The sequence below is a fragment of the Fusibacter sp. 3D3 genome (assembly GCF_001748365.1).
GTDB lineage: Bacteria > Bacillota > Clostridia > Peptostreptococcales > Acidaminobacteraceae > Fusibacter_A.
Genome location: NZ_BDHH01000006.1, coordinates 155,094 through 167,709 on the forward strand (window position 1 = coordinate 155,094; position 12,616 = coordinate 167,709).

Here is a 12,616-nt window from a genome sequence, read left to right on the forward strand (position 1 = left end):
GCACTCTCCTATTTTTCTTTTACTGAATACCAGCCAAACAGACTACCGACAATACCAAGTCCTAAAGCCACAAGGATTAATAGTCCACTGGAAATACTGATCAACTTACTCATTTCAGGCATGGGCACAAACGGTAACGGTGAATCCATCTTCGAATACAGAATTTTAATACATTGTATATTGACAACCATTGCAATTAGACCACTTGAAAGTGTGATCCAGAGTCCCTCTATCAAATAGGGAATCATCATAAACGCAGTAGGCGCTCCCAATAAAGTCATCGTTGTAATCTGCTCTCTGTTATTATAAATCCCTTGACGAATGATATGGCCTGTGAGTACCACTGTGGAAATGCCCATCGCGATACTCACAAAGGCAAAAGCAAAAGTAACCACATGAATAAAGCGTCTTACACCAGTGAGGATATCTATATTATCTCTTACGGTGTCCACATTTTCAAGAGTCCTTATATGCGCTGTGATGCTCTCAACTCGGTTTAAATCTATCTCTATTTCTAAAAACGCTAAAAAGGGATTCGTTTCTAAGTAATTCAATACGGTTGCATCATCTCCAAGCACAGATTTCATGCGCTCATATGCTTCAGTGACAGAAATTTCTTGAACTGATTTTACGCCTTCTATCACTTTTATAGCATCAATCAATTGCAAGCGCGCATCACTTGATAGATTTTCGTCATAATAAACACTGATCTCCGCTTGCTCAGAGAGGGCACTTGCAAAGGTATTGCCCACTTCACGACTGGATGCCAACACTGAAAAAATAAAAAAAATCAGTGTAAGACTTAAAATAGAAAGTAAGTTGGATACTTTGTTGGTTTTAAAAATGGTGATTGCTTCTTTAATAAAATAATGTAATCGCTCAATCTGCCTACTCATAGCACTTTTTCTCCCACAATAACTGACCTTGATTCATGGTGATAAGATGATGCCGTTCCCTAGTCTCAATAAGATGTGTCGCATGTGTGGTAATCAACACCGTCGTTTCTTCATCTTTAAAGGACGTTAAAAGCTCCAAAATATTGATTGCATTTGCATGGTCTAAATTTCCTGTAGGTTCATCGGCAATAATAAGTTTTGGATTTCTAGCCACTGCCCGAGCAATAGCGACCCTCTGAGATTCACCCCAAGACAAATGGTCTACATCTGAATGAATTTTATGTTCTAAGCCTACTCTAACCAGTGCCTTTTCTGATTGGTCACGCATTTCCTTTAAATTATAATTAAGAAATCGCATACCCATCATCACATTTTCCAGTGTCGTTCGGCCCTCTAATAATCTAAATTCTTGAAAAACTGGACCAATAGATTGCCTAATCTTTTGAATGTTGGAGGCGTGTACTTTCTCTCCCAAGATAGACAACTCCCCCTGAGAAGGTTGTTCAATTCCCATAAAGAGCTTTAATAAACTTGTTTTCCCAGATCCACTTGGGCCCACTATAAAAACAATCTCTCCTTTATCACACTCGAAGCCAATATCTTTGAGCGCAATATTGCCATTGGGATATTTTAATGTAATATTTTTTGCTTGAATAACTGACTGATTCATATGCCTCCCTTAAAACAATCCTGATTTTACATAGAGTTCTAAAATATTTTCTTTTAAAGTTACAGTATCGATCTTATAACCTTCAAGTAAATAGGTTAAATCTATCGACATGTAACCTTCGCTAAAGAGTTCATCCATTGAATCTTGTTCAAGTGGCAAACCATAAAAAGTGCCCTCAGTAACTATAAACTTCAAAATGTGACCTTCCACAATTTCAAAATGTCCTAAAAGGTTTATTTTTTTTTCTGGAATACTGAGGCTCATGAGGTCTGTGTGAAACTCAAATACTAATTTTGGCAACTCCGTTTGATGTGCCAATATCCCGTTAAAAACAGATTCTTCTAGTCTGCCCTTAACCCCTTTTAAAGAAAATTCTAAGTCAATTGCATCATAAGGCAAACCATCGGATACCACTAGCCTAGAAAACGCATCAACAGTTTCTCGAAATAAAGGTTTTAAGGTATTCCAAGTCTCCTGTACCTCTGTGAGATACGCCTCATATTGAACGCGTTCTGTTTTTAAATTTTCAAGAGAAGCCTCAAGAGTAGCTTTTGTCTCCATTTTATTCTGAATCGTCATTTTTAGATCAAACTCACTCTGTTCGAGTGCCTGTAAGTCTTTTGCCTTATTCTGTTTTGCTGTATCCAGACTTTTTTTACGCGCTTCTATTTCATCCATAAGCTTCTTATTGCTATTTGTATAATCTCTCAATATATTTAATTTTTGAACAAAGGTCTTTACGCTATCTGAGCTAAAAACAAGCTCAAAATAACTATTTGCGCCTCTCTTTTGATAATCTTTAAGCGTTTCACCGAGTTTTATGAGCATCTCTTGATAGGCTTTGTTATGAGTTTCTATGGTCACCTCCATTGCTTTTATTTCTATCTTTATATGCTCTATGTCTTGATTTAACTGATCTTCTTTGAGCGTTAAATTATCAATTTCTTGTGACAACAAGAAAAGTTGTTCTAAAACATTTTTTTCGTCACTTGAAATGCCATTGAGTTTACTTTCAGCCTCTTCTACTATAACTTCTGGCTCTGAATAACCCATAAACATTTGCATCCATAGAATCAATACTATTATAAGACAAATTGTACTTTTGCGCATCCTACCACACTCTCAAAATATTATTTGCTGATGACTTTTGATGGAGAAAAAGATACAGCTCAACTCATATGAGTTGAATTGTATCTTCTAGTATTCATCATTGGTTATTGTGTTTGCTATTTCACTTCAAATTCACACGTTACAACAGATGTTATTTCCTTCTCGTATGATCCCGTATCATTTATACCGTAATCATCCACTTCGTTGGAATAAAGTGGTGTAATTTGAAAAACACCTACTCTAGCAGATTGAAGCATCCCAATTTTATTTCCAGTGACAGTCACCATCGCTTCAGCTCTTGCCTTAGAATCTTCTGTTGCAAGCCCAATCATCTCAATTTTCAAATCTGCCAATTTAGAATAAAAATACTGCGGATTATTTGAGGTGAAATTGACGCCATCCTCAATCAATTCAGTCGAATTTCTACCAATCTCAGCAACTTCAAGCACACGTGTTGAATTGATATTAACGGTTTGAGATAGATTATAACTGTCTACAATGTTGGTATAGACACCATTATCCAAAATTCGGTTACGCGTAAATGTATTCACTGAAGAAAAAGTAATTTCCTCTGGCTTAATACCTTTTGCTTCAAAATATTTTTTGACAGTTTCAGCATTTTCTTTTAAAATTGCATATCCAGATGTCATATCGGCAGCATCCACACTGAAGGAGCCTTCCCAAACGATTACATCTGATTGTATTACTTTTTTCGCCGAACCTGTTACTGATAAAGCATTGGACTCACTTTTTATACTTTTGACACCTTCAACTGCCATATAAGCTGATAATACTAATCCTAAACTTAAGATAATGGATATGACAATTAACGTTATTCCATTGATTTTTTGCATAATGCCCTCCTCTTATAAAGTACATTTAATCTTCGATTTTGTAATGTCCTTTAAGGATTCACACCCAGTCATAATCATTGCATTTTCTAGTTCTTCCCTGATTTTGTTAACATAAAGTGACACACCGGATTCACCACCACCAAAGACTGCAGTGACAAAAGGTCTGGCTATAATCACCGCGTCTGCACCAATCGCCAGAGCTTTAAATACATCAATTCCAGATCTAAAACCACCGTCTATGATAATTTTAATTTGACCTTTAACCGCCTCCACAATATCGTCGAGAACAGATATCGTAGAAGGTGTCTCATCAAGAACTCTTCCGCCATGATTGGATACAACGATCGCATATGCGCCCGCATCTACTGCTTTTCTCGCACCTTCAACAGTCATAATACCCTTAATCACAAAAGGCAATTTTGTGCTCGAAATAATAGACTTGAGCATCTCCACCGTCATGGGTGAAACCGGTTTTCCCTGCGCCGCTAAAATTGACAAACCCGCAGCATCAATATCCATTGCCACTGCAATTGCATTTGCCCGTTCAGCCAATCTAATTTTCTCTATAACCTCCTCTTTTCTCCAAGGTTTAATTGTTGGTATACCGTGACCGCCTAATGCCTTCGTGGCATCTACCGTCCCGATATAAACCTCATCTTTTACGCCATCACCTGTGAACGCAATACTTCCAGCTGCTTTACACCCTTTGAGTAAGGCTTCTGAGAAGGTCATGTCATCATATAAATCACTATAATGCATTTGTACAGCACCTATTGGCCCTGCAAAAACAGGCAAATCAAATTCAAAATCAAATAATGTCTTCTTAGTACAAATCTCCATTTTATCGTGAATTGTATCCATATGAAGCCATATTTTTTTCAGATCACTGTAATTGCGGATAAAACCAAGTCCAGTGCTTTTACCTCCTGGTCCGGGAATTCTGCCTTTACAAGCAATACCGTTGCATTCAGGACACACTTTGCAATGTGGCCCAATAACCTCTTTTGCATTTTTTATGAGTTCTTGATAATTCATCACACACTCCTATTATACACCTTAATTATTAAAATCTGCTTAAAGTTCAAAAGAAACACTCAAACATTTTCCAATCACACTAAATGCTCTCTGATCCACGATTTCAGCTTCTGTAGCACCACCTTGAATCAGAGAAAATTCACGATTATTGATTTTCATCACTTGTCTGATGATGCGTTTATTTTGATATTCTAATAAATAGATCCCATTTTTATTCACTTCATGCGCTTCCAACACAAAAACGAGATCATTCATTTTGATTCTCAACCCACTTACTTGATTATTGGTCACTTTGACATATAGCAATTTTTCACCATTATAGCCCTCAACCTTATTGTCTATAACGGGATGTTCCTTATAACCAATAGTTTCCCATCTTACGAGATCATAAATCGGTACTCTTTTCACAATTCCAGATAGGGCATCTTGCCATTGACCTGTGGGCGTGATATGAATCTTCCCTTTGCTCTGTTCCTGTGTATTTACTATTTTTTTGGTTTCCAAAGGACTTTTTACAGGCTCTGATTTCACCTCTAAATCAGGATCAATAAATTCAATTTTCTCTCCTAAAGAAGACAGAATTTGATCTGCAATTTTTTCGTTGATTACTTTTTTTCCAGATTCAACTTGCAATAAATAGCTCAGCGCAACGCCACTTTTTTGTGCCAATTCCTTTTCAGTTAACTTTGCAGCGATTCTCGCATTTTTTATTTTTTCTGCTAATCGATTCATGTGCTCACCTCATTAATGCTGTCATTATTTAGTTCTAAGCCTATTATATCAAATGTTTATAATAAGCAAACGATTTATACACAAATGTATCCATTATAAATTCAAAAAATGCTGGCAAACGCTAAAAATGACTAGATCAGACCCTCTTTAGGCTAATCTAGTCATTTTTTAAAAGTGCGCTTCAAACATTGTGTTCCAATTCTAACGTTGAAACCATCGGTTACCTTTTGGCTCACTTCTTGATGATATGAATAGGTTTATCCACTGCACCGTGTGCCGCTTCCATGACGATTTCCGATAAAGTCGGATGCGGATGCACCGTTTTAGCCAAATCATAAATGGTGCCTTCAAGCTCTAAAGAGACAGCAGCTTCAGCGATCATATCAGTGGCATGTGAGGCCACAATGTGAACGCCTAGAACCTCTCCATACTTCTTGTCATGTACTATTTTAACAAATCCTGTGGTTTCCCCTTCAGCCATGGCTTTTCCATTAGCACTGAGTGGAAATAAACTCGTGCCTACATCAAAACCTGCTTTTTTAGCCTCTTCTTCGGAATAGCCAATCACGCCAACCTCTGGGAAACTGTAGATACAAGCAGGGACTTTATTATAATCAATTTCTGTTTTAGTCCCCATAATGGCTTCAGCCGCCACAATGCCCTCAGCCGATGCCACATGTGCCAACATCATCTTCCCCACCATGTCGCCAATCGCATAGATGCCTTTTACATTGGTTTCCATATGTCGATCCACTTCAACACCTTTACGCCCTACTTTTAGTTTCAAGTTTTCAATGCCTTTAAGATTAGGGGCTCGACCAAGACTCGCTAAAATAAAATCACTCGTCACTGTCTTAACTTCACCTTCCAGTTCGTAATAGGTCGTTTGTCCTGAAATCGATTTAAGCGTGGTATTGGTTAAAATTTCAACACCTTCAGTGATTAGATGCCTTTGTATCGTATTTCTTACATCCTCATCTAAATTCTTTAAAATCACATCTGAACGTTGTAGCATGGTGACTTTTGTACCTAAACTATTAAATAGCGTTGCAAATTCCACCGCAATGACGCCCCCACCTAATATGGTAATGCTTTTAGGATGTTTTTTAAGGGCTATAGCGCCAGTGCTATCAATAACAACACCATTTTTGTACCCCTCTTCTATACCTTCAATCTCTGGGAGTTTAACCGACGAACCCGTGGCTAAAATTAAATTTTTTGCAGATATCTTTTCTCCATTTACTTCGATGGTATGTGCATCGATTGCAGTTCCAAATCCATTCATAACTTCTATGCCATTATATTTCATAAGTTGCTGAACGCCACTTACCATCTTTTTAACGACTGAATCCTTACGATTCATGAGATTTTCCCAGTTGATCGTAACGTCTGCTATATCTGGAATATCAATTCCAAATGATGCCGAAGCTAATAAATCTTGATAGAGTTTTGCACTCCTCAGCAGTGTTTTTGTGGGGATACACCCCACGTTTAAACAAACACCCCCTAATTTATCCACTTCAATCAGCGCCACTTTTGCGCCAAGTTGGGACGCTTTTATAGCCGCTACATATCCTCCAGGTCCACCACCGAGTATGGCTATATCAAATTGTTTCATACATTTACCTCCAAGTGGTATCTCACTTTATAACATAACGAGTAATTTGGGATTAGCGAGTAGCATTTTTACGTAGCCCACAAACCGGCCTGCATTTGCGCCATCGATGATGCGATGATCAAACGACAACGAAAGTGGCAATATCGAGCGTATGACGATTTCATCATCTACCACTACAGGTTTTTTGACAATAGCACCTACGCCTAGTATGCCCGCTTCAGGAAACTTGATAATCGGAGCACCAAAACTCGCCCCAACAGCACCATAATTCGTAATCGTAAACGTGCCACCTGATAGATCGCCAAATCCAATAGTCTTATTTCTCGCCTTTTCAGTGAGTTCCTCTATTTTTTTAGCGATTTCGAAAAGGCTCATATGGTCCGCGCTCTTGATGACAGGCACCATGAGTCCATCTGGCGTATCTACTGCAATGCCTATATTGAAATCCTTTTTCAAAATGATTTCATCTTTTTCAGAATCCAGTGATGCATTGAGATAATCATACTGCTTAAGACCTAAAACCACAGCTTTTATAAAAAAAGCCAAATACGTCAATTTGATCTCTTGAGCCTCGGCCATTGCTTTTGTTTCAGCTTTAAAAGTCACAAGATCTGAAACGTCTGCTTCATCCATCACCAAGGTATGTGGAATCGTATATTTTGAAAGTGTCATATTTTGTGCAATGGTCTTTCTGAGCATGGTCATTGGTATGCGCTGAACGCGATCTTCCTCTACCTTCACCTGCGGGTGAGAGGCACGAACTGGTTCAGGGGATTGAACTTCAAAATGAGGTGCACTTGGTTTTGGCTCTAAACCACTGGAAGCTGTTTGAATATCTGCTTTCATAACACGACCCTGTGGCCCTGTTCCAACGACTTTCTGTATATCTACCCCTAAATCTTTTGCCATCTTCCGAGCAACTGGCGTCGCCAGTATTCTGCTTGTCATGTGTTTTTGAACCGTTTCTGATCCGCGGCCTTCACCACTGGAAGCGATTAGATCCGACGAAACTTCAATCTGCCCTACGACGCTGGCACCATTTGCTTCTTTAACAGCCACTTTCACGGGTTGATTTGACTGTTCTTGCGGTTCAGATTGCACTTCGGATTTTGACTCAGATTGTACTTCGGATTTTGATTCCGGAATAGTCTCTCCACCTTCCATGTTACTGCGAACGCCCTCTTTACCATCATCCAATATAATGATGACATCCCCGACATTGACTTTATCGCCTACCTTAAAACGTATTGTTTTCACCACGCCATCCGTTGGAGAGGGTATTTCAGCATTGACCTTATCCGTCTCTATCGTAAATAGATCTTCCCCCTCTTTTATGGCTTGATCTTCTTGTACTAATATTTTTAGCAATACACCTTCATGTATGCCTTCACCTATATCTGCAAATTTCACATGGAACATTTTATCATCTCCTAGTATTCAATAACTTGTCTAAGTTCACTTGTGATCAATTCCACATTTGGACTGTAATGATGTTCCCCTTTGGGAAGCGGAATGATCGTATCCACACTGGTGATTCTCATCGGAGGCGCCTCTAGATATAAAAATGCACCTTCATTTATAATCGTAATGAGTTCAGCACCAGGACCATAAGATTTGGCAGCTTCATGAACCACCGCAAAACGCCCTGTCTTTTGAACCGACTGAATCAAAGTTGCTTTGTCTATTGGTGAAATCGTTCTCAAATCAATCAACTCAATGCTGTGTCCTTCTTTTTCAAGCACTTCAATTGCTTTTTGGGTTTCCTTGACCATTGCCCCCCACGCAACCACCGTTAAGTCCATGCCCTCTTTCACCACTTTTGCTTTTCCAATGGGAATTGTATAGATTTCTTCAGGCACTTCTTGTTTAAACGCTCTGTAAATGCGCTTAGGTTCCAAAAAAATCACAGGATCTGGGTCCATAATAGCCGAGAGTAACAATCCTTTTGCATCATACGGCGTCGATGGAATGACTACTTTTAACCCTGGTGTATGCGCAAATAAAACCTCTAAGGATTCAGAGTGATGTTCAAGGGCTCTAACCCCACCACCATACGGCATTCTAATGACCATGGGCACTGTGTATAATCCTCTTGATCGGTTTCTCATCCGTGCAGCATGTGTCACGATTTGATTGAATCCTGGAAACATAAAACCTGAAAACTGCATTTCAACCACTGGTTTTAAGCCATTGATTGCCATCCCAATACCTGATCCTATAATAGAAGATTCAGCGAGAATACTATCAAAACATCTGTCCTCACCATATTTCGCTTGAAGTCCTTTTGTCGCTCTAAAAACACCACCTTCAAAGCCAACATCTTCACCAAAAACAACGACACTTTTATCGAAATCCATTGCAACATCAAGTGCGTTGGTAATCGCTTCAATTAAATTAAGTACTAACATATTATTTACCCTCCTTTGCATAAAACGCTTTACGTTCTTGATATTGGGCTTCTAAAATAGGCGTCTTCTCTGCATAGACGTAGTCAAAGACATCTTCTAAAGGCGTCATTCCAGACTGTTCAACAGATTCAAAAGTCTCTTTCACAAATTCGGATTGTGCTTTGACATACGCTTCTTCTTCTGCCTCGCTCCAAAAACCTTGGCTGTATAAATAAATTCTAAAACGATCTAATGGATCTTTTTTGCGCCACTCTTCAACTTCTGATTCTTCTCTATAAACGGTTGGATCATCGGAAGTAGTATGCGCACCCAATCGATAAGTGTACGCTTCAATAAGAGTTGGTCCCTCTCCACGTCTTGCGCGATCCACTGCTTCTTTTGTCACAGCATACATGGCGAAAACATCGTTGCCATCCACTTGAATCCCTGGCATGCTGTAACCCAAAGCTTTTTGTGCCATTGTACGCGTTTTGGATTGAATTGCACGCCTTGTGGAAATGGCGAACTGATTATTTTGTATAATAAAGACATTTGCAGTATTCTTCACCGATGCAAAGTTAAGGGCTTCATGAAAATCGCCTTGAGAAGTGCCACCATCACCCACATATGCAACCGCCACATCATCCTCACCTTTTAAGCGTGACGCATAAGCAAGTCCAGTCGCATGTTGCATCTGGGACGCAATAGGGACAGAAATGGGGAGTATTCTAACATCTTCAGACATCTTCATGCCCATTTCATTGCCGAACCAATATAAAAAAATATTATAAAGGGGTGCCCCTTTATAGAGCCAAACGCCTAATTCTCTAAAAGAAGGTGCTACCCAATCCGTTTGACGAATAGCCGCAGCCGATCCCACTTGTGTTGCCTCTTGACCTAAATTTGGTGCATAGGTCAGCATTCGACCTTGACGTTGATACTGAAGTGTTTTTTCATCAATAATACGGCTTAACCTCATTGTCTTATACATCTTTAAAAGCACTTCTTTGGATAACTCTGGCATCCACTCTGGTTTGACGACCTCACCCTTTGGATTTAAAATTTGAATCATTTCATCCACTAATGGATTTGCATTTTCTAAAAACATACTTAAACCTCCTTAAATTAATCGTTAAATTGATCCCTAAATTGATCCCTAAATTGATTCTTAAATTTTGAACTTGCCTCTAAATTGACTAACCGCTCTAATTTCAAACCCACCACTTCTTCTATAAGTCCATTTCTTACTTTAAGATGATTTGCCTCATCCAAATGATATATAAACGGTGGGGTTTCACCAAATGTCCACTGCCACGATTTCAATCGGTTCATAATAACATCATACTGAGTTTGAAACCCGCTCTGAATTTCATCCACCGTTAAGGTTTCCACTCTATATTGATGTGCTTTATAAAAAGTATTCACAATAGCATTTTGGACACGATCCATTTTAATACTAGGACTTGCAGATTCTAAAGTGGTCACTTTACTGGTCACTGAACTTATGCCCTTGGATTCGATATTTTCATCTTTCTGTTTCAATACCTTCCATATGGCGGTTTCATCTGTATTCACTAGTAAGGTCCCATGATGAAGCCGTCTGTTTCCCTTTAAGTAAAAGGCATTCCCAGATACTTTTCGTCCGTCTAAAAGCAGGTCTTTGCGTTCGTTTTTAGCCAAGGTCACGCCCAGATCTAGGACGGATTTGCAGATAATCTCATAATGTAACGCTTCATCATAATGACTTTGAGCTTCTAAAAAGCTATAGTTTAGATTGCCAAGGTCATGGAAGACAGTGCCACCCCCAGAAAGACGCCGGATAAGTGCAATTTCTTCTCCTTGAGCTCTTTGAACATTAATTTCTTTCCATGGATTTTGATTTCTGCCAAAGACTACAGAAGCTGAATTAACCCATAAAAAGAGTATCCGAGTATAGGCACTATACGCCGTCAATAAAATTTCCTCTATGGCATGATTGGCATAGGGGTTGTGCGCTTTCGATATGACAACAAGTGTTTTTTCCATATAAGTCAAACCTCTCTATATTAATCTCTACTGACTATATACCCGAGTATTTTCAGTTTATGCGCTATTGATAACTATTATCAATTAAGTTTTTGTAAATAAAAAACACCTCTTTTAGATACAAGGTGTTTTTTCTATTTGCTTTAATGTTGATACGCTTAATTTTATGATTTAATTCTCTTTGTACTCTGTCTTATAACCAACTGATGTTCAAGCACTTCATCCCCAAACAGGTCATTGGAATTAACACCGTTTTCCTCATCTTCAATCATACGAATAAGTTTTACGATTGCGCGTTCTCCCTTCGCTTCAAAAGGTTGATGTACACTACTTAGAGAGGGATTATACATCTTGGCAATCGCAACATCATCAAATCCCATTATGGACAGTTCTTCTGGGACACTGATTTCATTATCGAGTGCACATTTCAGCGCCCCCACTGCCATGACATCATTTGCACAGAATACTGCCGTTGGCATTTTAGACCCCGCAAGTAAATGGGTCATCATTTGGTAGCCATGCTCAAATGAATATTTGCCTTCTTTTACTAGGATTTCATCATAGAGATTATTTTCAATCAAAGCTTTTTTGTAGCCCTCAAATCTCAAATTACCTGAAAATCGGTCTGTTAAAGGCCCTCTAATCATGGCAATTCTTTTATGATTCAAATTAATCAAATACTGTGTTGCCTCATAAGCCGCTTTGATATTGTCGATTTTGATAATCGGTATTTTCTCCAGATCACAATCTGAACCAATCATGATAATGGGCTTGTCAAAGTTTTCAAGTGTTTCATATAAGGCCTTATTAACATGATCTGTCAACAAAATTAACCCCTCAACCCCTTTATCACGAAATATTTTAATGTGATTAATTTCTACATCTATATCAAAGTCCGTCGCTGTGATCATCAATGAATAATCATGTGCTCTTGTATAAGATTCAATGCCTGCAATAATGCGAGAAAACACGGGATTTGAAAGATCCGGAATAATAACGCCAATCACACTTGTCTTTTTAAGGGATAAACCTCGCGCAAGCGCGTTGGGTCGAAAATTAGTCTCCTCAATTACCTTTAGCACCCTTTTCCTTAGAATATCCTTAACAGGCTTAGAATCATTGAGCACTCTAGAAACCGTCGCTTTCGAAACACCCGCTTGTTTTGCAATTTCGTTTATAGTTACTTTCACTTAACTACTCCTTTCCTTGCGCTCTTCTTTATTATAGGAAACCGTTTTCCCTAAATCAAGTATTTTTTTCTTTTCTCATCTTGATTTAATTTTAGCTTT

12 protein-coding genes are annotated in these 12,616 nt (G+C 38.7%); all 12 read right to left on the bottom strand.

The genetic code is table 11. The features are described 5' to 3' along the window. Nucleotides 1-8 precede the first annotated feature (8 nt). Nucleotides 9-896, bottom strand: a complete 888-nt coding sequence (locus F3D3_RS09070; protein WP_069873197.1) for an ABC transporter permease — start codon at nucleotides 894-896, stop codon at nucleotides 9-11. Next, a complete protein-coding gene (locus F3D3_RS09075; RefSeq protein WP_069873198.1) occupies nucleotides 889-1,566 on the bottom strand; it encodes a cell division ATP-binding protein FtsE in 678 nt (225 codons plus the stop codon). Before F3D3_RS09075 ends, F3D3_RS09070 begins: the two co-directional genes overlap by 8 nt. Before the next feature lie 9 nt (nucleotides 1,567-1,575). Then, nucleotides 1,576-2,631 carry a hypothetical protein gene (locus F3D3_RS09080; protein WP_207645361.1) on the bottom strand — a complete coding sequence of 352 codons (1,056 nt, stop codon included), beginning with the start codon at nucleotides 2,629-2,631 and terminating at the stop codon, nucleotides 1,576-1,578. A gap of 161 nt (nucleotides 2,632-2,792) precedes the next feature. Further along, nucleotides 2,793-3,530, bottom strand: coding sequence for an SIMPL domain-containing protein (locus F3D3_RS09085; protein ID WP_069873202.1), 738 nt, complete (start codon nucleotides 3,528-3,530; stop codon nucleotides 2,793-2,795). Nucleotides 3,531-3,542: 12 nt separating this feature from the next. Then, a complete protein-coding gene (locus F3D3_RS09090; protein WP_069873204.1) occupies nucleotides 3,543-4,565 on the bottom strand; it encodes an alpha-hydroxy-acid oxidizing protein in 1,023 nt (340 codons plus the stop codon). A gap of 39 nt (nucleotides 4,566-4,604) precedes the next feature. After that, the gene (locus tag F3D3_RS09095; protein ID WP_069873206.1) at nucleotides 4,605-5,297 is read right to left on the bottom strand and encodes a helix-turn-helix transcriptional regulator; all 693 of its coding nucleotides are present in this window, start codon (nucleotides 5,295-5,297) and stop codon (nucleotides 4,605-4,607) included. 232 nt (nucleotides 5,298-5,529) lie between these two features. Further along, complete coding sequence (lpdA, locus tag F3D3_RS09100; protein ID WP_069873208.1) at nucleotides 5,530-6,915, bottom strand: dihydrolipoyl dehydrogenase; 1,386 nt, start codon at nucleotides 6,913-6,915, stop codon at nucleotides 5,530-5,532. A gap of 27 nt (nucleotides 6,916-6,942) precedes the next feature. Further along, nucleotides 6,943-8,334: a dihydrolipoamide acetyltransferase family protein gene (locus tag F3D3_RS09105; protein WP_069873210.1), complete on the bottom strand. Its 1,392-nt coding sequence runs from the start codon at nucleotides 8,332-8,334 to the stop codon at nucleotides 6,943-6,945. 11 nt (nucleotides 8,335-8,345) lie between these two features. Then, the gene (locus tag F3D3_RS09110) at nucleotides 8,346-9,323 is read right to left on the bottom strand and encodes an alpha-ketoacid dehydrogenase subunit beta (protein WP_069873211.1); all 978 of its coding nucleotides are present in this window, start codon (nucleotides 9,321-9,323) and stop codon (nucleotides 8,346-8,348) included. 1 nt (nucleotide 9,324) lies between these two features. Continuing rightward, a complete protein-coding gene (gene pdhA / locus F3D3_RS09115) occupies nucleotides 9,325-10,410 on the bottom strand; it encodes a pyruvate dehydrogenase (acetyl-transferring) E1 component subunit alpha (protein WP_069873213.1) in 1,086 nt (361 codons plus the stop codon). 17 nt (nucleotides 10,411-10,427) lie between these two features. Then, nucleotides 10,428-11,327: a lipoate--protein ligase gene (locus F3D3_RS09120; RefSeq protein WP_069873215.1), complete on the bottom strand. Its 900-nt coding sequence runs from the start codon at nucleotides 11,325-11,327 to the stop codon at nucleotides 10,428-10,430. Between the two features lie 164 nt (nucleotides 11,328-11,491). Further along, complete coding sequence (locus F3D3_RS09125) at nucleotides 11,492-12,517, bottom strand: LacI family DNA-binding transcriptional regulator (protein ID WP_069873217.1); 1,026 nt, start codon at nucleotides 12,515-12,517, stop codon at nucleotides 11,492-11,494. Nucleotides 12,518-12,616: the final 99 nt, after the last annotated feature.